Consider the following 21,553-nt stretch of genomic DNA (forward strand, 5'->3'; position numbering starts at 1 on the left):
TTCTGACGATTTTCATAGAAGTAGTCCGGCAGATATTATTCCGCATGGATCAGCACGCCGGCACGATAGCTTGTCTCGGCGGTAACGGGACAGAGTGAGAAATAGCCGGAGCGGATTCGTCCGTCGGAAAGCTGCAAAGGGTATTGCTGCCTTAAAAGCCCGTCGGTACGTAAGGCGGCTTCTTTTTTCTCGCAGGAGATCATGAACCGTCCCTGCGATGCCGGATGGATCAGGCGACGACTTAATTCACAGGCCACTAACCCCATCGTGTAACGCAGATTCATTTCGACAAAAGGATGAACGGCATACGCTTTGTTATGTCTGAAGATAAGCATATCTACGCCGAGATACCCCCGATAGACATTGCCGAGTATCTCTTTTAATGTCAATGTAACCGCTTCCCGTACTGCAGCCAAGGTCTCTTCCGAAATATATGTCGTTAAGAACTTCTGCAAGAACTCGGCATGTCCTAACCATCCGCCGGAAAACATACCTTTCGTTTGAGTTTCAAAGATCGACAATCCTTCATAGCTGATTCCATTTTCGCCATCGGCATAAAATTCCATGGCAAAATCACAGACTTTTTCCAACATCGGTTCGATGCTGACAGCCCCCTGTCTTCTCAAAGCCCCTTCGATCCATTGCATGGCTTTCTTGTCTGCCATTGTGCTCATGATCGGATAAAGACCTCGTCCGGAACACGAGAAAGGGGTTTTTAGCAAGAAGGGTGGGGGATGGGTTTTGATATGTGTTTTGACGGCCGCGCCGGTTTCGTAGAAACAGGGAATCGAGATGGAAGGTAGTCCGGGCAGTCGTCGTAACGTTTCCCGGAGACCGTATGCCGCCGCGCGGCGATGTGTTAACGTGTGGTATATCTCCTTCCAGGCAGGAATGGAAAGAGGAGCTCCTCGTTTTCGAAGCTTTTCAAAAAGATGGAGGCTGTGCGGTGAAAGTCCCCACGGAGAAGCGTCGGGAGATGCGGTCAGCCGGCAGGTTTCTTTGTCGGAGACGGGATGTAGGGACGGTTGTAAATCCGGAGGCAGTGATTCGATGAAACGTTTGGCGGTTTCTGCTTTGGAAGTGAGAACATAGTCTCCCTCATTTCCATACCATAACGGGAGAAGAGAGAGGTCGGACATCATTTTTTGAACGACTGCGTCGGGAGTATAGTTACGTACTCCCGACGCAATAGCCGTTTCATGTCCCGGATTAAAAAGATGAAGTGCCTTATTCGAGGTTTTCATCGATCGCGTCAATTTTCTTAACGATCAATGCCATTTCGTCTTTTAAATGTTCGATTTTACGTTCCATTTCTTTCAGTAGGCCGCTTCCCCCTTTGGAGGAGACGTTCAGGAATCCGATATTGTTTTCGTAGGTCTGCACTTCATTCTTCATGCGCTCATACATCCGCATCAGTTTATCCCGTTCGTCATGCAGTTTATTTTCACCCTGCCCGCTCATTTCGGTCAATGTGGAACGGAATTGCTGCATTCGGCGGTCGGTCTGAGCGATGTTCAGACGATCGAACTGTTGATCGATGGCCTCACGAAACGCCGTATAGATTTTATCTTTGCTTCTGAACGGAACATGCCCCGTCGCATTCCATTCGGCAATCAGCGATTTCAGGGTCGCGACTGCTTCCGATTCGGGCAGGCGTTCGTCTACCGCCTTGATTTTCTCAATCAGCGCTTTTTTTATTTCAAGGTTTGTGGTTTCCTCTCCTTTTTGTGAGGCGACGACTTTATTTTTCTGTTCAAAGAAATAGTCACATGCTTTGATGAAGCGTTTCCAGATTGCATCGGATTGTTTGCGACTGACCGGCCCGATTTTCTTCCATTCTTCCTGAAGTTTGATCATGGCTCTTGTCGTTTCTTTCCAATCTGTGCTTTCTTTCAGCGCTTCGGCTTTTTCGGCCAACACCTTTTTCAGCTGATAGTTGGCTTCCGCCTCCTTCTTTGTGTTTCTGAGAAATTCACTTCGTCTTTGGAAATATTCGTCGCAGGCTTTGCGAAAACGTTCGAAGATTTTCGTATTTTTCTTCTTCGAAGCGAAGCCGATGGTGCGCCATTTCTGTTGGAGATCCAGTACCTCCTGTGTCTTTTTCTCCCAATCCTTGAATGATTTTAAATCGTCATAAACGATACCCTCAACCGTTTCACAGAGGCTTGTCTTCTCTTTGAGATTTTCCTCTTCCTGCTCCCTCAATGTTCCGATATAGTTGTGATGACGCTTATTGATACTGGTGGAAGCCCTCTTGAAACGCGCCCATAGCTCTTCACGTAACTCACGCGATACCGGTCCGATTTCGCGCCATTGCTGGAAAAGTGTCTGTAGCTGATGGTAGGCCGAGACGGCGTCCGTTTCATCCGTCAGTTTCTCGGCGGCTTCACAAAGCGCTGTTTTCATTTCCAGATTTTTTTTGAAATCGTAGTCGCGGAGTTGGTTATTGATCTTAACCAGATCATAGAACCGCTCGCTTTGAAGCTGGAAATTCCGCCATAGTTCCCTTGCATATTCTTGTGGTATGGGATTATACTCTTTCCATTGTTGCTGAATTTCCTTGAATTCGTTATATCGTTTGTTGAAATTGTCGTTGCTGTCGACTAAGGCACCCATCCGGTCAATGAGCTGTAACTTCTTAAGGTAATTTTCTTCTTTGATGCGCGTTTGCTCTTTTTGCAAGGCGATCCTTTTTTCCTTATACCGGTCGAGCAGTTGCCGGTAGATTGCGGCGGTGTCATCGGCTGGCGTATCAAAATCTTTTTCTTCTCCGCCGTTTTCAATAAAGATACGTTTTAGTTCATCGACTTCGGCTTTTACCGTTTGGAGGTATGCCTTTTTCAGCTTTTCCAGTTGTTCACGGGGCGCTTCTTCGGCATGTTCCACCAAGGTCTTCAACTCTTCGAGAATCGCCTGTTTGTCGATCATACCGATGGCGCCGACTTCAATGGCCTCCTGCAGTTCGCCGCAAAAGTCGTCGGGGGTTGTCGGGAGTTCTTTCATCTCGGGCTCTTTTTGTACCGATGCTTCATCAAGGGTGATGTCATGCATAGCTTCTGCCGGCTTCTCTTCCATGGCATTTTCTTGCTCTTGCACGATTTCAGAACTCTCTGCGACGTTTTCAGACGGCTGCTGGGCAGAAAGGGCATCAGGCATTTGGGTCATTTCCGTTTGGCCTGTTTCGTTTGTGTCTTTTGTCAATTCCATTACGCTGTTTTTTATGGGGTTTTTCCCATACATTATCTTCCAATGGTACAAAGTAAACGATTTTTTTTGACTTTGAGCTTTATTTGAAGGAAAAAATAATAAAAAAAGACAAACTTTTCTCCTTGTGCTGACATTATTGAGTGAGCGAGAGGCGAATGCTGATGCCGTAATCTGAATTCGAAGTAGGGTAGGAGGCGCTGGAAACAAGCGGAGTATTGATTTGCAGATCATAGTAAGCACGCAGGGTAATCGATTTGCTGAGGGCATAGTCGGCAGAAAACTGCAAGCTTTGTGTCATGGCTCCGCTGGTCATCTGCGTATATCCGTCTTCTATTTTGCGAATCAGCGCCTGTGTTTTTCGGCGTGCATAGTCGAAGCGTAAAGTCAAGTCATTATTGAAGTTGTTCTTTTTCCGCATTTTTAACACCTTATTGAAATCTGCGTATTTGTATCCTAAGCTAATTACAAATTCGTTGGAGTGCGCTTCTACGATCTGATAGGACGATATGTTCAAGTTGAGATTGCGGGTTTTCTGATATTTCAGTCCGGTCGTAACATTATTCAAGAATGTAGCATCGATGCCAAGGAGCGGATTAAACCCTTCAGTAAGACTTACGGATGTGATTGCAAACGCTGAAGAAGGTATAGGTGCGTCCGTTTGCGTGTCTGGAATATAACCGAGATGATGACTTCCGGCACTTACCCATTTCGGATAAGATTGATAGGTCCCGACGCTGTATACGCATCGGTACTGATGACTAAGGACCATATTTTTGAAATGTTTCTTTATAAAGGGTAGTTGAATGAGTCCGTCGTACGATATACGCCAGTTCGGAAGGAGGTTGGCGAGGGCTTTCGGAAAAGCAGTCAATTCGATTTTTTTCGGGTCCTTCCCGGTGTAAGCTGCAAGGAATGCAGGGATCAGCACATCGGAGGAATTCCGACTGACATTTCCTTTCTCGGGGTTATACGGTTGATCTGCTAACGAACTGTTAGCGAGGAATCCGGCATTCGGGTACCTTGTTGCGGCATACTTTTCTTCCAGTCTTGATGCGATTATGCTCCGATGGTTCAGAAATTCGCGGAAGGTTTTCGATTCATATCCGTTAGATGCATTTCCGAGGCTTGCGAATGCATTTCCGAAGGCTACGGTCGTCATGGTAAACGTACCGCCGTAAAGTGTCGGCATGCCGTCGAACATATAACTTATTTCCGTATCGCGTGAGTCGACTCGCGTGGTATTCAGATCGATCTTGAGTCCGAGGGCCGGCTCGAGCGTGGCTGTCGCCGTGAGCGTTTTACTGCTGTTGATCCGTGCAGGTTTGACATTATTTTTGTCCATAATCAACCAGTTTTTGTTTGCTGCCTCTTGGATATAGCTTTCGCGTACGTCACCGAATGCAAACCCCCATCCCGGCGCATTTCCGAAGGGGGTATTGGCTTGACCGACCCAGTCGCCGATCATCGGTTCGAAGCCGGGGATCAACATGCCGTCACTCAGGCCGTATTGGATATGGATACGGCGGGCCATCATCAGGAAGCGCGTTGTATATTCGAGCGCCTTGTATGCCGGTGTTTCTTCCTGTGGGGGCGCAGGATACATCGTCAGGTGCAGCTCGACGGAGTCGCGATTGTTAATACGGATACGGGCGTAGTCCACTGGCTTGTAGTCGATTTTGTATAATGTGCTGTCATCGGTTCGTCGTGCCACGATACGGGTAAATTTCCGAATCATCAGGCCATGGTTGACGATTGTTCCGCTATCGGGACTGAGCTGTATCGTCGTCTCAAATTTTTTCTTCTGTTTTTTCCGGTTCTTGTCCTCTTGTGTTCGACGATTGCTCTCCGCTGCGGAGCCGTATTTTTGATTGATTTTTCTCAAGAATCTGTTTTTGTTATAGAAGGACTGGAAATTCATACTTCCCTGCAAGTTCACTTGTCGCTGGTTTTTGATGCTGTTGCCGGTTTTGATATCACGGTCTACAAATGATCCGCGCTCCCAATTGTATGTTGCGTTGTAGGACATGCTCCCTCCCATCCAGTCGAGCACGGGAATATACTGCAACGGAAGTGTGTATGTTACATTGAACGTCTGATCATACGCCAGCGGTGTACCTAATTCGGCAATACTTTTTTTAACACTGTCTTTCCATACTTCATATGCGTGGGGATTCAGTTTTTTGTTGACCTGTACATGGGGCTCTTCGATTCTTGCGTTTGTGCCGGCGCTGAAATCGATACTTAAGTTGTTGAGCGGGTTGAGCCGAATGTTAAAAGAACGGTCCCAATAAAACTGTTGACTGAATGATACGGGGATGGTATTTGTTCCGGAGCTCAGGAGATCGAGATTACGCAGTTGAATCTCGTAATAGTTACGCAGGATAGAGGTCTGAAAACTGATATTGGAAGGCAAGTAGTTGAGAGCAAACTGTTTGATATAACGTGTATAGCCATTGTTTTTTTCGATGTTTTCGAACGGCTGAAACGGTTTGGCGTACGGGGTGTACACATAGCTCAGGTTGCCTTGATAGTTTTTCGTCGTTTCGTAGACGGTTTCCGGGTCGGTACGTTTTCTTTCGTTGTATGCATAGCTCATCGAAAAATTGGCAGGGTCATAAGGCATCGGGTTTTTACTTTTGATGTTCACCTGCACGTTGTTCAATGCGATGCTTTTAGTTGTTACTTGCTGCTGAGACAGACTTTTCAATGAGTCTTTTTCTGCTTTTGAATCCAGGAGGCCGAGGGCATCGTTAAGTTTCACGTCCTGATCGAGCGGATTATACTGGGGGGATACGGTTTCACGCGAATAAGCATAGTGAAGTGGCAGATGAACTTGCGCCTTTTCGGGGAAGAATTTGCCTAATTGCATGGAGGTAGAGACGGCATATTGCAAATAGTCGTCCATGTTTCGTTCGCCGATGGACTGGTCGATACGTCCGAAGCCGGCTGTTTCAATGTGTCCGGTTGCATTAAAGGTTCCGAAGTCGGACAGGGCGATGCTCAAGGCGCCGTTGGCTGCCCAGCCTCCCTGTTCGTCGAAGTCAGTCATGCGCAATTCGTTCACCCATATCTCACCGCTTTTGATGTCTTTGGAATTGTTACGCACTCCGATCATGATCGTTTTCACTTCGGCAAGGCTCGGGTTACCGATGACACTGATTTTGTTCAGTTGGCGATCAGGATCGTATTCCGAGTAGAGCCTTGCGAAACTCACATCGCTCTGTCCTTCCCTCCGGGCGCGGTTACGTCGCATCTTCAGGTTGGTCAGCACTTCCATACGGAAATCGATCATGTTTTCTGCAGGCCAGACGGTTTGGCGGTCGTTCTCGCTGCTATTGTTGTAGTGTCCGGCCGGTGTCAGGTTCAGAGGAACTTCATATTCGTAATAGTTGTTTTTATAGTCGGAGCCGAGACGCAGGAAGACCGATAGCTCTCCGTTGTTCAAGGATGTGACATCGTTGATGAATTTTTCGGCATGAACAAAGAGTTGCAACCGTTTGTAGCGGCGCATATCATAATTTGTTTTTTTGTAGATGGCACGTGCGTCTTGCGAGCCGAGATTCGTCACCTTCATTGAGAGCGCCTGTTCATTCTGCTGGCGCAATTGAGGCTGGCTCGGATCGGTCATTCGGGTGATACCTGGTGGTAAAATATAGTTGACGGGTTGTCGGTCGCCGTTTTCTTCGATATTGACCGAGGTGATGTCTAATGTCCCGTTGATGGAGGGCGGAGCGTTCGGGTTCGACAAGTCTTGCAGGTAGGTGCGCCATTCTCCGCGAACCAGTTCGAATGTACCGAGGCGCAGAACGGTTTGCTCCTGAAAGCCGGTCATGTAAACACGCATGAAGCGAATGCTCCTGAAATCCTGTATAGATCCGATCTTACGTTGATATTCTTTCACCGGAATCTTGAACTGATACCAGGTGACCGACGTAGATGTCGTGTCTGACCTTCCGTTCGGTAGCTTTACTTTCACTCTGCGCTGGTTGACGATATAATTACTGCCTACCACCATATCTTTCGGGCGGATTGATACCTTATATTCATAATACTTTTCGTTCTGGTCGTTTAAGGTATTGTCGTTGTTCAGGTCTTCTACGTCAGGGACGGTCTTGGAGGATACATCGTATCGTTCGGGCGAATCTTCGGCCGCCGTTGAGTTTCCTTCGGTGCCGTTATAGCGTTTGTAACGCGTGAGGATGTCGACTTCATCGTGATCGTAATCCGAGCCGCGAAAATAGTGATAATTATCGCCGGCCGGGTCGTTGATGGGGGAGAACGGGTTGTTTTCCCACGAGAGGAGCGTTTCGGCAGAGACTTTGCGTTTCACTTTTTCGACGTAGTCTTGGTACGCCGGGAATGTTTTTTCTTCTTCGGTCGTGAGACCGTTGAGGCCGACATCTTGCAGCCTCCGCGCTCCGGCGGTGTTATCAAACGCATAGACCGTACTCTGCTGAATGGGAATCTTTCCCCAGACGGTCGTGTCGACTTGTGACCGATCGCCATTGATCGGCAGACCGTTCTCAAAGAATTTCTTTTCGTCCTTGAGGATGTCTTCGGACAGTTCTCCGAGGTTGAAATAAAGGTCGCCTCCGTTAGCCGTTTCTCGGTTATAGATGAACGGATCCATCAGCCAGAATTCAATGTATTCGATATTAGCGGTTTCGAAATCCGTCTGCTCGAGTTTACGCATCATACCGCCCCATCGTTTCTGTGGGTTCGTCAATGTCCCGTCAGGGTTTATTCCGTCGGCATCAAGATTATAGGGGCCGCGTTCATTCGGATAGTAAGCGAGGTTCAGGGCATAGAGCGTACTATTTTCATTGTAGGCCAGCTCTTTGTTCGGGTAGATTTCCGAATAGCTGATGGCGCGTACATAATGGTTCGAGATATCGTCATCGCTGATGTGGCGCGGGCGTAATGAAGAGCTTGGCCGTGTGAAAATTCCGTCGATATAGTACCAGGCAAAGAGCGCTCTGTTTTTGCCGTATTCGATATTATTGACTAATGAGGCTTCGGGGAAGAGTGCGCCGGCCGTATTGTCGTAGGGCACGCTGGCCAAAGCCCATGGATAGGGATTGAGCAGGTCGAAGCTGCTTTGTGTCGATTCGAAGTCATCGAGATAAGAATGTTTGCCTGTATTTTTATTCTCATAATGTCCGGCGATCAAGTGTGCAAATTCGGCATTGAACGAGATTTGGCTTGGTTGGGTCAGATTCAGCAGCGGAAGTTTGTCTACCATGTTGGTGAGCCACTGACTCTCTCCTTTGTAAGCAAGGTTGGCGCCCCACAGGGTGTTTTTGATCGATTCGTCTCCGATGGTGGTTTTCGTGGTCAGCGGCATTTCGGAGAGATGCATCAGGGTGGCTCCCATGGTGAAGTTTTTGGAAAACTCGTAGCTCAGATCGACTCCCATCATCGTTTTTCGCTGCATGTTATAGACGGATTGGTTCTCGAGTGAAACGCTGATAGACCTGTTACCGGCGATGATACTTTCGTTCAGGATGGTTACGGTACCGGAAACATAATCAACGGTATAATCCACGTTTTCGGTGAGTTTGACACCGTCTGCCATGACAACGACCGAGCCGCGCGCTACGTTCGTTGCGCCGAGGCTGATCTCGGATGAGGAAGATGCGCGGTACTTCCCCCTCAGTTTGAATTTGTTCTTTTCGGCGATCTGCTGCGCAGCTGTTTTCGTCAAGGTGTACAGCTCCTGAAAAACATATTTGTCGGCGATGGCATCGTTACCGATAGCTTTTCGCAGGTGTGAACCGAAAGGTTCGACGACGGGGAAGAAGATACGGCCGTTGAAGGAGCTGACAGTGTAGCCTTCAACGAAATCGAAGTATCCGTTGCCGTTGGGGACGGGTTCGTTATTGGCGTCGAGCCGGTCGAGATTCATCACTTGCAACAAGGTTTTTCCGGCAATGTTACCTTCCTGAATGCTATATACGTAGGTACCGGTCGTATCGCTTTGATAGACGACGTCGAGCTTGAACTTGTCTTTTTGTACCGACGAAGCGTTGAGCCAGTATACGTTTCGCATCATCAGGTTCCAAAAGGGCATGTTGGGCGACATGTTGACACCTCGCAACAACTTGACATAAAGACACCGGCTCGTATTTTCCTTATCGTCGGTCGAGATTTCGCCGACCTGATAAGAGGTACCGCCGTACATATATTCGAAGGCTACAGCAAGACATTCATCCTGTTGTAATTGCGACTGCAGCGAAAGATATCCTAACTGTTCGTTCAGCCTGTATTCCGACGGGCTCAGCTTACGGGCGCTTTCCATTTTGACGAAGTCTGTTCCGCCTTCAAGGAATCCCTCAAGCGTTTGCCCGACTTTGTTGATGTTTCGGGCATCCTTATAATTCTCGATCAGATCATTATAGAGTGTGTTTGCTTTGTTGTAAGGGACTGAAACGGAGCCTGACGGCTGCACTTTGGGGTTGAAGATATGATGATGTTCGCCTAAGTCGGAAAAGGCCACGATGTTACGGGCGTCGTTGTAGTTGCTGCGTTTATTGAGCACCCATACCTCGATACGTTTGATGCTGACGCTGGACGAGATATACGGGAGTTTGGCCATGGCCTCGTCGTAATGGTCGCGAAAATAATGTGCGAGAAAGAAGTGGCGATTCTCGTCGTAATCATCGATATTGATCTCGAAGTCTGTCATTTGAACGCCTCCTTTCGACGAGATGGTTTTCGACTCGGAGTTCTGTTGTGCCAGCAACGCATTGACACGCAATTTACCGAATTGCAGTTCGGCTTTGATCCCGAAGAGGGCTGCGCCGCCGCGTATGAGCGAATTACCGGTGTTGAGGCTGACGTTTCCGGCTTCGATGTTTTTGATGATTTCGTCTTCATCGCCGGCATAGGCGAGGTTCAGGCGTGAAGCGTCGAAATCGAACGACGACTGTGTATTGTAGTTCAGTCCGAAATTGACTTTCGTTCCCACCGTGGCCTGCATGTTAAGTTGCACGTTGTTATCGAAGTTGAAGAAGGTACGGCTGCGTGAACGCTCGGGCAGCGACGGGTTCTTCGTGCCGCTCGATTTGAGGCCTAATTTCAGTTCGGCCGTTCCTTGCGACCGCACGCGGACACCGCCCGGGCCGAAAATCTTGCCGGCGTCTCCGATATTGAACTGCATATCCATGAAATTGAATTGTCCGTTAGCCGATTCGCGAAACGATTCTTCGTTTTTTTGCCGGTAATAGGCGCGCATCGATTCCTGCATGCTGTAGTCTTGGTATTCTTCGGGTGTCAGTGTCAGGGGGGTACCCAGTTCCATGTCACCTACCTTAGTGCGGATGATGTACATGCCTGTATGCAGATCGTATTCGATCGATGTTTTCAGATTCTCCGGATCGCGCAGATCGGCGGGCGATTGTCGGGTAAGCTCCTTGTATTCCTGCGGGACGGTTTTCGAGATCGGGTACCGGCTTTTCAGCAGCGTATCGTTCGGAGCTGTCTGTGTTGTTGTCTGCTGTGCCAGGCCCTGGCTGAGCATACAGACACTCGTGCCGATCCCTACGAAAAACAACCGGAAACTATGTCTGAAACTTTTCTTCATTAAAGCATTGTAAGGGCGGTTTTGATCAATTGTTCCACCGTCATGTCCGGCGTCTTTTCCAGGAGGGAATCTATGGCTTTTTGTGATGACGCTTTCTGAAAACCGAGCATCACCAGCGCGGCTACGGCTTCTTCACCCGTAGCCGGGCGTCCCATTCCTGCGGAGGCTTTACGTTCGTCGAGTCCTTCAACGGGTCTGACTTTATTTTTCAGATCGACTACGATGCGTTGCGCCGTCTTGCTCCCGATACCTTTGATGGCTGTCAGACTCACATCATCGCCCGAGGCGATGACATCAATCAGACCGGAGGGTTTGAGTGATGAGAGAATCATGCGCGCCGTATTCGGTCCTACACCCGAAACGGAGGTAAGGAGCAAGAACAATTCGCGTTCTTCACGACTGGCAAAGCCGAACAGCAAATGCGCATCTTCCCGAATCACTTCGTGTACGTACACTTTCCCTTCGCCGCATTTGTCGAACGCACTGTACGTCGTGAGTGAGATGTTCAGCCCGTAGCCGATCCCTGCACATTCGATGACCATCTGTGCGGGAGACAGTTCGACGATTTCGCCTCTTATATATTCGATCATTCCCTAACCCGTTTAGATATTTATACCCAATATTTAGATATAACGTAGGAAAAAGCAAAAGCGTATATTGGGGCGGTTGATTTTTTTTTTGAATGGGTATCGCCTTTTTTCAAGCAGAGAGAAATATCCTGCTCGAAAACTCCTACCTTTGCCTCGGAAAAAAGTAACATGAGATGAAACAGAATGATTGGAAGAGCCGTCTCGGGGTGATGTATTCGACCAACCCCGATTATAAGTATCAGATGGATGAAGAAGCGGAAGAAGAGACCTTGCCAAAGGAAAAACAACGGTTGCATATCACGCTCGAAAAGCGGAACCGTGGAGGTAAGGTTGTCACATTGGTCAGCGGTTTTCGCGGTACGGGCAATGATCGGTCTGCACTCGGCAAATGGTTGAAGACACGTTGCGGTGTGGGCGGATCGGTCAAAGACGGTGAGATCATCATTCAGGGGGATTGGCGACAGAAGGTGACCGACCTTCTTACGGAAGAAGGATACCACGTATGCTGACGATTTACCGTGCTTCGGCCGGAACAGGTAAGACACATACACTCACGGGCGATTACCTGCGCATGCTCTTTGCCGCCCCTGACGCATACCGTCATATCCTTGCCGTGACATTTACCAATAAAGCCACCGAGGAAATGAAAAACCGTATATTAAGCGAGCTGTATCTGCTGGCCTCGGGACAATCGTCCGACTATACCGGCATGCTCACTGAGGCTTACCGTCTGACCGAACAGCAATTGCGAAGCCGTGCACGTACGACCTTGATCCGCATCCTCCACGATTACTCGGCGTTTAACGTCAGCACCATCGATCACTTTTTCCAGCAGACGGTGCGTGCATTCGTCTGCGAGATCGGGTTGCCGGGGAATTACCGCATCGAGATGGATAGAGACCTTGTGCTCTCCGAAGCGATTGACGGTCTGCTCTCCGATCTCGACAATGACGAACACAAAGATTTACTCGAATGGTTGCTTCGTTTCAGTGAAGAAAAGGTGGAGAAAGGTGAGACATGGGACTTGCGTACCGAAATCCGCAAGCTCAGCAACGAATTGTTTAAAGAGAATTACAAGGCTTTCCACTCCGAAGTAAACCGCGATATTGCGGACCGAGCAGCACTGGCGGAGTACAAAAACATGCTCTATGCCATCCTGCGCAGCACCGAAAGGCAGGCCGTGCAGATCGGCGAAAAAGGACGGCGTGTCATGGAATGGCACGGGTTGCTTCCGTCGGACTTTAAAGGAGGGGCACGTTCCGCTTTTTTCCTGTTCGATCGTCTGGCCGAAGGGAACATGAAAGAGCCGTCCGCCACGTTCAGAGCGCTGCCCGACCATGTGGAGAACTGGTACACCAAGACGACGCCCCCCGAACGTCGACAGGTCATTGAACAGGCTTACGCCGAGGGACTGAACGAATGTGTGCATGACGTTTGCCGCTTCTTCGACGGACTGATGAATTACTATACGGCGTTGGCCATCAGCCGAAACCTTTATACATTGGGGATATTAAGCGACATCGAACAACAAATCCGGCAGTGGCGCGAAGAAAAGAACCGTATGCTGATTGCCGATACGACCGAGCTGCTGAACAGGATCATCGACGGCAGCGATATTCCCTTTATCTACGAAAAGACGGGAACGCGTATCGAACATTACATGATCGACGAATTTCAGGACACAAGCGCCATGCAGTGGCATAACTTCCGTCCGTTGCTTAAAGAAAGTCTGGCCTATCGACGCGCCAACCTGATTGTGGGAGATATTAAGCAAAGTATTTATCGCTTCCGCAACTCGGACTGGACGCTGCTCGACAAGCAGATCAGGTGTGATTTTCCCGCATCTTGGCTCACGGAGAAAACCCTGGCCGAAAACTGGCGAAGCTGTCGGAATGTCGTTGAATTCAACAATGCTTTATTTTCCGTTGTCCCTCAGCTACTTCAAGTATTATATAATGAAGGGATCGATCAGGCTGCGCTTTCGCAGGAGAGTCGCGAACGGTATGCCGGCAAGATTGTGTCGGCTTACAGTCGGAGCTATCAGGATGTCGCGCCACCGTTTCGGGCAAAGGAGGGGCATGTCCGCATTGAGCTGTTACCCGATGAGGACGAACATTCGTGGAAAGACGAAGCCCTGCAACGCCTTCCGGTGGTTATTGAACAGCTGCAGAAGAACGGATATCAATTGAGAGATATTGCCGTGCTCGTCCGTACCCGTAGCGAAGGCATCCGGGTAGCCGACACTTTACTTCATTATAAGGAGACGCATGCCGATACGCCGTTTCGGTATGATATCATCTCTGAAGATGCTTTGCTGATTGGGCAAGCTTCGTCCGTCCGTTTCATGATCGGCATGCTTCAATATCTGAACTGGCCGGACGAGGGGACAGCCGCTCGTACGGTCGAGGTGGTACACGCCGTGATGCAAATGAAAACATCGGCCGGAACATCCGCACAAACAATTTGGAAAGAGCCTGAAACGGCGTTTGCACCGGAAATACTTTCCGAACTGCAACGCCTTTCACACCGTTCGTTCTATGAAACCGTTGAGGGACTTTATCGTCTTTTCAAAGCCGACTTTCCTGAGAACGAACAAGTCTTTGTACAGGCATTTCTTGATCTGACGGCCGAGTATGGGGAGCGTGAAACGTCCGATATCGGCCGTTTTCTGAAATGGTGGAAAGAAACCGGATGTCAGTCGAAAATTGCGATGCCTGATACGCAGAATGCCATCCGGATTTTGACCATACACAAGTCGAAAGGGCTTGGTTTCAAAGCAGTCATTCTTCCTTTCGGCGACTGGGAGGTAGACTCGAAGAGCAGTACCATGCTATGGTGTCATCCGGCATCTCCACCGTTCAATCGTTTGCACGTCGTGCCGGTGAATTATACGAAAGACCTCTGTCGTACCTTATTTGCCGAGGCTTATTATCACGAGAAACTGCATGCTTACATCGATGGTCTGAATACGCTGTATGTCGCTTTGACTCGGGCAAAAGAAGAGCTGATCGTCTTCACTCCCGACGATAAAGCGTCCGGAACGCAGGTGATCTCGCAACTGCTTCGTGCAGCCCTTGTCTCCGACTGCCATGCGACAGCGGAAGGCGACCTGTTGCGTCCGCTTGCCAACGGCTACCGGCCCGAGGAGAACGTCTTTGAATGGGGTAAACCCTGGCAACCGGACAGTACCCCGGCATCCGGCACGGAAGAGCTTCCGATGAAACGTATCCCGTCCGTCAGACCCGATGAACGGATGTTTCTTCATCTGCATCGCCAGGGCGACTTCTTCGACGATCCGGCGCGCCGCTACGGCATCCTGATGCACGACTTGCTGAGCCGTATCCGTACCACTACGGATATTCCCGCAGCCGTATCCGCCAAGGAAACGGCTGGTGAAATCAGCAGAGAAGAAGCTTACGGCCTGATCGAAAGATTACAAACCCTGTTGAACGAACCGTCCGTACGGCCGTGGTTTGACGGCTCGATGCAAATCTTGAATGAGACGGATATCCTTGTCGGTAACGGACATTCGAGTCGACCCGACCGGATCATGCTCGACGGGAAACGGGCCGTAGGGGTCGATTATAAGTTCGGGACCCGGAAAGACAGACGTTATATCCGTCAGATGAGTACGTATATCCAATTGCTCCGTGCGATGGGATTCGCTCATGTCGAAGGGTTTCTCTGGTATGTCGAACTCGGAGAAATGGAGGCTGTTTCCGATTGACGTTTTTAATATTCGATAAAAAAAACTACTTTTGCCACGTTTATTGAAGAAAGAATGAAAGTTCACAGAGAAGGAACAGGGCTGTTGTTGTCGCTATTTACTTTTTTATTTATCGTCGATGTAGGGATATACTACGCGATAAACAAAGGGGGAGTCTTCTATACCGTATTGTGCCTTACGATTGTTCTTTTTCTGTTGGCGCTGAATTTTTTTCGCAGTCCCAACCGTCATTTCCCTTATGACTCCGAGGGACTCGTAATTGCACCGGCCGACGGTACGGTCGTTGCGATCGAAGAGGTGATGGAAAACGAATATTTTCACGAAAAACGGTTGCAGGTTTCTATTTTTATGTCTGTGTTCAACGTGCATGCCAACTGGTTTCCGGTGAACGGAACCGTGAAACATGTCTCTCATCAGCCCGGACGTTTCAAGGCGGCTTATCTTCCGAAAAGCAGTATCGATAATGAGCGCTCGACGATCGTCATCACGACCGGCTATGGAGTGGATATTTTGACACGTCAGGTAGCGGGAGCACTGGCACGCCGCATTGTCACGTATGCACAGGAGGGAGAGTCATGCCATGTCGATGATCAGATGGGATTCATCAAGTTCGGTTCGCGTGTCGATACGTATCTTCCGTTGAATGCGGATGTGCTCGTTCGGCTGGGACAAAAAGTGACAGCCAATCAGACGCCTGTGGCCCGGTTAGGTAAAATCATCTATTCATAGGCTTATGAATCGTATCGGCCGGTATATTCCCAATACATTAACATGCTGCAATCTGATATTCGGATGCATGGCATGTATCGCGGCGCTTGAAGGATACAGTCTTCATGCAATGATGTACATCTTTGTCGCCGTTGCGTTCGATTTTGCCGATGGGATGGCTGCTCGTTTGCTGAAAGCCTATTCACCTATCGGAAAAGATTTGGATTCGTTGGCCGATATGGTCAGCTTTGGAGTGGCTCCGGGGTTGATGCTTTTTCGATTCATTCATGAACGGATCGCCGACCCATCGATCACCCTCCCTCCATATCTTCTCTACCTGTTTTACATCGCCGCGCTGGCCATTCCTGTCTGCTCTGCCCTTCGTCTGGCAAAGTTCAACAACGATACCCGGCAAACGACGACCTTCATCGGCTTGCCCGTACCGGCACATGCCATCTTCTGGTCATCGTTGATCTGCACGCTCACGTCCGATTGCGACTCAACAGGGTTCGCTATGGCCGTCGATCTGTCACCGACGATTCTCTTGACGGTCACGGCCGTCACGGCGATCGTTACCTCTCTGCTTCTCGTGTCTGAGATACCAATGTTTTCGCTGAAAGTCAAATCGCTGGCATGGAAAGGAAACGAGCGGCGCTATTTGTTGATTCTTGCAGCGGTCGCTCTTACGATATGGCTCGGCATCCCCGGTATTGCCATGACGATTCTGCTGTATATCTTGTTGTCTTTTGCGGGGATTCGTTCGAAATAAGGCCGATGGGTATAGCCGCAAGATACCGCTTTGTTCGGAAAGGATATTTTTTGCTTCCCCCCCCCACCGTTTGATCGGCTAATCGTTATTTTTGCATTCGGATTCTTTTTTAACGATGAAAGCAAACAGTCTGAGTATACGTCATTTTGTCAATGACCCCGAAGCGATGGAACGGGAGTTGTTGCTGAAGTTTTTCCGGTTTGAAGGAAATCGGGCGAATGTATTACAGCTTGAACATATCCCTGCTGTCTTAACGGCCGGTTGTGTGGTTCTTTGTCTTAAAGGCGGGTTAAGTCTGAAACTGAATGAGCAGGTGTATTCCATTAAGTCGAATGATTTGTGCGTTATTTTTCCCAACACAATGGTACAGACCCTTACACGAAGTGAAGACATGGATTGTATCGTACTGGCCAGCGATCTTGAATTTATTCGCAATTTCCCGGTGACACATGCCTCCATGCTTTACCTGATGATCTCTAAAATGCCTTGTGTTGCTCTTTCGGATCGGGAAAAGAAAATCATGCTGGCGCATTTTGATTATATCCGTATGAACTACGAACGCAAAGATTTCCCTTACCGGATTGATGTTACGCGGCAGTTATTGCTTGTGCTTTGTCATGAGATTGCGGCGATTTATCAAAACGGAGAGCAAGCTGCGATTCCTTCGGATACGTATCAGGAGAAGTTGTTCCGAAGGTTTATTCGTCTGGTCACTGAACATTACGAGCAGGAGAGACGTGTCGATTTTTATGCGGAAAAACTTTGTATTACATCCAAATATCTGTCGCAGGTCATCAAGAAACTCTCACAGAAAACGGCTGCACAATGGATCGATGATTTTGTCGTTCGACGAGCCAAGCTGATGCTGTTGTCTTCGCCGTTAACCGTTCAGCAGGTTTCCGACCGGCTGAACTTTCCGAACCCTTCGTTCTTTACGCAATATTTCAGGCGGAAGACCGGCAAGACGCCGAAAGAGTTTCGCTTGACCGTACAGTAAAAGAACATACGGATAGCGGAAATTGATTATCTTTGCATACGTATGAAGGAATTTATCATCACACGGGAACAAACGGAAAAGGCTGTATTGGTAGGGTTGGTTACTCCCGATCAGGATGAACGTCGAGTAAAGGAATATCTTGATGAGCTTGATTTTTTGGCCGATACGGCCGGTGTTCGTCCCGTCAAACGGTTTATACAGAAGTTGGACATGCCGCATTCCGTGACCTTTGTCGGTTCGGGCAAGTTGCAACAGATCAAAGAGTACGTCATTGAGCATGAAATCGGGATTGTTGTTTTTGACGATGAACTGTCGGCCAAGCAACTTCGAAACATCGAAAAAGCATTGCAGGTGCGTATCCTCGACCGTACAAATCTGATCCTCGATATCTTTGCCAAACGGGCACAAACGGCTCATGCCAAGACCCAAGTCGAACTGGCGCAATACCGGTATATGTTGCCGCGTCTGACGCGCTTGTGGACACACCTCGAACGGCAGCGCGGAGGCGTCGGTATGCGTGGACCGGGAGAAACGCAGTTAGAGACGGACAAGCGGATCATTCTGGATAAAATATCAAGGTTGAAACGTGAACTGGCAGAGATCGACAAACAGAAATCGTCGCAACGCAAGAACCGTGGCAAGATGGTGCGAGCGGCCCTCGTCGGCTACACGAATGTCGGCAAGTCGACCTTGATGAACCTGTTGAGTAAAAGTGAGGTGTTTGCCGAGAATAAACTCTTTGCCACACTTGATACGACTGTACGCAAGGTGATCATTGAGAATCTTCCGTTTTTATTGTCCGATACGGTTGGATTCATCCGCAAGTTGCCGGTCGAACTCGTCGAATCGTTCAAATCGACCCTCGATGAAGTGCGCGAGGCCGATTTGCTCCTGCACATGGTCGATGTTTCGCATCCGATGTTCGAAGAGCAGATCGAAGTGGTCGACAGAACACTTGCCGAGATCGGCTGCGAATCGAAGCCGGTGATCATGATCTTCAATAAGGTCGATGCCTTTTCGTTCGTTCCGAAAGAGGAGGACGACTTGACGCCGCGCCAACGTGAGAACCTCTCCCTTAGCGAGCTGAAAGAGACATGGATGAATAAACGGTCGGGCAATACCGTCTTTATCTCAGCCAGAGGTCGCACAAATATCGATGCTCTGAAGGCGGTCCTTTACGAGCGTGTCAAGGCGATTCACATCACGCGTTTCCCGTATAACGATTTTCTTTTCCAGCATTACGAAACGGACGAGGAAGAGATGCATTCAGAAGCGTGAGCTAGGGCACCACCGCCTCCACATTCTCCTTGATCTTTTCGACTCTCTCATCGGCCTCGAACGTCGATTCGTTGGTGAGCATCTTGCACACCTCTTCGAGGCCTGCGAGGAGGCCCAAGTCATAGCCGCCATCTTTCATGAGGTTCGGGATCTCGTCTGTAGCGAACGCTGCCATCTTCGGGTGCGCCGAAGGTAAGAGGACCGGAGAGTACGGTCAGCTCATAGCCGGATTCGCCGGGGCGTTCCTTAAGGCGGAACGAGCCGGTGATGGATACGTTTTTCGTCACCGGATCTTCTTCGACGGAGGGGTATTGGGTATGTGTCAGCATCTCGTATTGGTATTCGTACGTTTCGTTTTCGTAGTCCATCTTCAGCGGCCGGATACGTCCGAAGTAATCTTCGTTGCGTTCGCTTTCGTGCCAGCCGTTGCAATATTCGATTTTCCAGTCCGGCCAGATCGTCAGCACATGCTCTTCGGTGCTGCCGTCGCCGGACGGATTGAAATGATAGAGGGAGGGGAAGGAGCGGGCACATTCTTGTATTTCGTGCTCTTTACCATCTTTGTCGACAGCGAAGACGGTGATGTATCCGCCAATGGTGTCGCCTTCAAATACATCGAAGACAGGCTTCTGAACGAACGACACGATATCGGTCATCTCCGGCAGTCGTCCGCTGCTGAGCAGGTGTCCGGGTTCGATGTCGCTCCATCCCATGACGCTGTGGTAGTTGAGCAGTTCCACACCGCCGTCGTCCATGAGCATGCAGAGGAAGGGATTGGTCTCCTGTCCGATGTCGCCCGTAAAGAGTCCGATGCACTTACCGTTGATGCCTTCTATGGCATAGATGCCGTCGTTGCGTGATCCTGCGGCTTGTTTCACGGAAACCATGACACGTCCGTTTCGGATAAAAGCCGAGAGGTTGTCATCCGGTCGGTTCGTCTCTTGTGGTAGTTGGGAGGCAGGTACGGGCAGCGTAATGTCGATAACCGTTCCTTCACCTTCGGGCATGGCGGAAGGACAGGCCAGCGTCCCGTCCGTTGTACTGATCTGCGGATGATAGGTCAAGCCTTTCCCTTCGCTGTCGATAAGAAGGAGCTCGGTGTTGACCCTTCCTTCCGCACTGCTGCATTTGATGAAGAAGGGCTTTCCGTCTTCGCTTTTGTAAAGGATTTGGCCGTAGTCGTCGCTATCGGGGTCCGTCATCAATGCTTCCGGATAGTCGTTCACCGTGACGGAAGCTTTCGGGTCGCGCGGGATGACGAGGTATATTTCATCGCCCTTGTTCTCGACGAGCTGTACGTCTTGCAGTCCGTACTGTTCCGTATACATTTTGTAGGTCGACGAGGCGAGGAAGTCGGAGGCATAGGTGAAGTAGCCGACGAAGGCTACTGCTGCCACGTCTTGTTTGCCCCATTGAATCTTCGCGTCGGTCGGCGTTGGATTGGTTTTGCTTCCGCAACCTGCGAGCAGTGCGGCCGTCAGTAAGAGGATGATGGGATGTTGCATTGTATTCTTTTTTAACTTATCTGTTTTCATCGTGTCTTTTTTCTATCTGTCGAATCATTTCGATGTTGATACGTTCAATCTCGCTCAATTGCTTGCTGACGTCGTCGCTCGTGGGGGCATACCATGCTTTGGCTTCGAAATGTTTTTGCAGATCGGCCGAGCGGAAGCGCATGCCGTGTCGGGCATAGATTTCGTTACGCATCAGGCGCAGTTCCTTACGGGTGAAGTGCTCGATCTGTCCGCATGTCATCGGCTGCAGGGCCGTGAAGGGGAAATCGCCTGAAATGTTTCCGGCCTCGAACAGATAGCGGATTCGCTGAGGGGTGGCATAGGTGTTGCCGTCTGTCCAGAGATCTTCACTGCTGTAATAGGTACATTTCCGGATCAGGAGACCGTCATCAGACTTTTCGATGCGGAACGAGCGACCGTCGTCGAGGATGATGATATTTACGGGTGTTTCGTATTCGTTGCCAAACGTATAAGACTGGGATTTTCCGTCTTCGGCAAAGCCTTTTACTTCTTTCCGGTCGGGGAAGAACGTAAAGGTACGGCCGTCTTCTGTCCGGTATTCGCCGGCAAAACAGTACGTCACGATGTCCGTTTCGATTGTTTCGCGCAGGTCGTTTGTCGGATGAAGCACCTCGGTCGGTATGTCTTTTGCGTTGTAAACCGTCATGAACACTCCGGTCTCCCCGAACTGCCGGACTTCGACCCTGTCGCCTGCCGAACCGTTAATGGCGATGTAGCCATCGCCCTCAGGAGTATCTTCGTCGATTACGAAAAAGCCTCCGCGCAGGCGGTAATGATCGTCTTCTGGCGTTAATCCGAAGCTCGAGCCGCCTTCGTGCAGCGATCCGCCGCTGAAGTTGATGTAACCGTCTGCGGGCATTGCGATGAAGAAGTCGAAGCCGTTGGTCCACTGTTTGCCTTCAAACTCGCGGAATCGCTGCTTCACGGCCGGGTATTGGGAGGACGTTCGATAAGTCCAAGTTCTATCCGAAGGCGCCTCTTCGGATAGGAAAACGACGGTCTTTTCCGTCGGCAGGCAGGCTGGAGGAAAGTCGGGCGATGTCGGCGGCGATGTAGCGTCGGCTTGCAGGCCGGCAACCGTCAGCAGGATCGGTGTGATAAGACTTCGTTTTATCATTGTTTCTTTGTTTGAATTTGTTATTAAACAGTTTATCCTTAAT

General features: G+C 49.5%; 12 protein-coding genes. 6 read left to right on the top strand and 6 right to left on the bottom strand.

Annotation, left to right across the window (positions count from 1 at the left end):
* Window positions 1–35 precede the first annotated feature (35 nt).
* The 4 genes from Tanf_RS04375 to ruvA form a co-directional block, all read right to left on the bottom strand.
* Window positions 36–1,244, bottom strand: a complete 1,209-nt coding sequence (locus Tanf_RS04375; protein WP_046825017.1) for a hypothetical protein — start codon at window positions 1,242–1,244, stop codon at window positions 36–38.
* Window positions 1,228–3,207: a DUF349 domain-containing protein gene (locus Tanf_RS04380; RefSeq protein WP_087879691.1), complete on the bottom strand. Its 1,980-nt coding sequence runs from the start codon at window positions 3,205–3,207 to the stop codon at window positions 1,228–1,230. Before Tanf_RS04380 ends, Tanf_RS04375 begins: the two co-directional genes overlap by 17 nt.
* Window positions 3,208–3,340: 133 nt before the next feature.
* Window positions 3,341–10,789: a T9SS outer membrane translocon Sov/SprA gene (gene sov, locus Tanf_RS04385; RefSeq protein WP_046825018.1), complete on the bottom strand. Its 7,449-nt coding sequence runs from the start codon at window positions 10,787–10,789 to the stop codon at window positions 3,341–3,343.
* Window positions 10,789–11,379, bottom strand: coding sequence for a Holliday junction branch migration protein RuvA (gene ruvA / locus Tanf_RS04390; protein ID WP_046825019.1), 591 nt, complete (start codon window positions 11,377–11,379; stop codon window positions 10,789–10,791). The genes sov and ruvA overlap by 1 nt, the downstream gene beginning before the upstream one ends.
* A gap of 173 nt (window positions 11,380–11,552) precedes the next feature.
* Here ruvA and Tanf_RS04395 point away from each other — a divergent pair, with 173 nt between their 5' ends.
* From Tanf_RS04395 to hflX, 6 genes are all read left to right on the top strand, one after another.
* Window positions 11,553–11,888 (top strand): translation initiation factor, encoded by a 336-nt coding sequence (locus Tanf_RS04395; RefSeq protein WP_014225232.1) that lies wholly within the window; start codon window positions 11,553–11,555, stop codon window positions 11,886–11,888.
* A complete protein-coding gene (locus Tanf_RS04400; RefSeq protein ID WP_014225233.1) occupies window positions 11,882–15,106 on the top strand; it encodes a UvrD-helicase domain-containing protein in 3,225 nt (1,074 codons plus the stop codon). Before Tanf_RS04395 ends, Tanf_RS04400 begins: the two co-directional genes overlap by 7 nt.
* A 54-nt stretch (window positions 15,107–15,160) precedes the next feature.
* Window positions 15,161–15,835, top strand: coding sequence for a phosphatidylserine decarboxylase family protein (locus tag Tanf_RS04405; protein ID WP_014225234.1), 675 nt, complete (start codon window positions 15,161–15,163; stop codon window positions 15,833–15,835).
* Between the two features lie 4 nt (window positions 15,836–15,839).
* On the top strand, window positions 15,840–16,583 hold the full coding sequence (locus tag Tanf_RS04410; RefSeq protein ID WP_014225235.1) for a CDP-alcohol phosphatidyltransferase family protein: 744 nt from the start codon (window positions 15,840–15,842) through the stop codon (window positions 16,581–16,583).
* A 115-nt stretch (window positions 16,584–16,698) separates the two neighbouring features.
* Complete coding sequence (locus Tanf_RS04415; protein WP_041590805.1) at window positions 16,699–17,580, top strand: helix-turn-helix domain-containing protein; 882 nt, start codon at window positions 16,699–16,701, stop codon at window positions 17,578–17,580.
* A 42-nt stretch (window positions 17,581–17,622) separates the two neighbouring features.
* Window positions 17,623–18,858, top strand: a complete 1,236-nt coding sequence (gene hflX, locus Tanf_RS04420; RefSeq protein WP_046825020.1) for a GTPase HflX — start codon at window positions 17,623–17,625, stop codon at window positions 18,856–18,858.
* 119 nt (window positions 18,859–18,977) lie between these two features.
* On the opposite strand, the gene Tanf_RS04425 is transcribed toward hflX, so the two are convergent.
* Together Tanf_RS04425 and Tanf_RS13770 are read right to left on the bottom strand one after the other, a co-directional pair.
* Window positions 18,978–20,393, bottom strand: coding sequence for a hypothetical protein (locus tag Tanf_RS04425; protein ID WP_046825021.1), 1,416 nt, complete (start codon window positions 20,391–20,393; stop codon window positions 18,978–18,980).
* The gene (locus Tanf_RS13770; protein WP_052448997.1) at window positions 20,380–21,510 is read right to left on the bottom strand and encodes a YARHG domain-containing protein; all 1,131 of its coding nucleotides are present in this window, start codon (window positions 21,508–21,510) and stop codon (window positions 20,380–20,382) included. Before Tanf_RS13770 ends, Tanf_RS04425 begins: the two co-directional genes overlap by 14 nt.
* Between the last annotated feature and the right edge of the window lie 43 nt (window positions 21,511–21,553).

It is taken from the genome of Tannerella forsythia, assembly GCF_001006485.1.
In the GTDB taxonomy this organism is placed as follows: Bacteria; Bacteroidota; Bacteroidia; order Bacteroidales; family Tannerellaceae; genus Tannerella; species Tannerella forsythia.

Coding starts and splice junctions, on each gene's coding strand:
- Tanf_RS13770 (WP_052448997.1), bottom strand. CDS start 21,510: ATGATAAAACGAAGTCTTATCACACCGATCCTGCTGACGGTTGCCGGC.
- Tanf_RS04400 (WP_014225233.1), top strand. CDS start 11,882: ATGCTGACGATTTACCGTGCTTCGGCCGGAACAGGTAAGACACATACA.
- Tanf_RS04410 (WP_014225235.1), top strand. CDS start 15,840: ATGAATCGTATCGGCCGGTATATTCCCAATACATTAACATGCTGCAAT.
- hflX (WP_046825020.1), top strand. CDS start 17,623: ATGAAGGAATTTATCATCACACGGGAACAAACGGAAAAGGCTGTATTG.
- Tanf_RS04405 (WP_014225234.1), top strand. CDS start 15,161: ATGAAAGTTCACAGAGAAGGAACAGGGCTGTTGTTGTCGCTATTTACT.
- Tanf_RS04425 (WP_046825021.1), bottom strand. CDS start 20,393: ATGAAAACAGATAAGTTAAAAAAGAATACAATGCAACATCCCATCATC.
- Tanf_RS04415 (WP_041590805.1), top strand. CDS start 16,699: ATGAAAGCAAACAGTCTGAGTATACGTCATTTTGTCAATGACCCCGAA.
- Tanf_RS04380 (WP_087879691.1), bottom strand. CDS start 3,207: ATGGAATTGACAAAAGACACAAACGAAACAGGCCAAACGGAAATGACC.
- ruvA (WP_046825019.1), bottom strand. CDS start 11,379: ATGATCGAATATATAAGAGGCGAAATCGTCGAACTGTCTCCCGCACAG.
- Tanf_RS04375 (WP_046825017.1), bottom strand. CDS start 1,244: ATGAAAACCTCGAATAAGGCACTTCATCTTTTTAATCCGGGACATGAA.
- sov (WP_046825018.1), bottom strand. CDS start 10,789: ATGAAGAAAAGTTTCAGACATAGTTTCCGGTTGTTTTTCGTAGGGATC.
- Tanf_RS04395 (WP_014225232.1), top strand. CDS start 11,553: ATGAAACAGAATGATTGGAAGAGCCGTCTCGGGGTGATGTATTCGACC.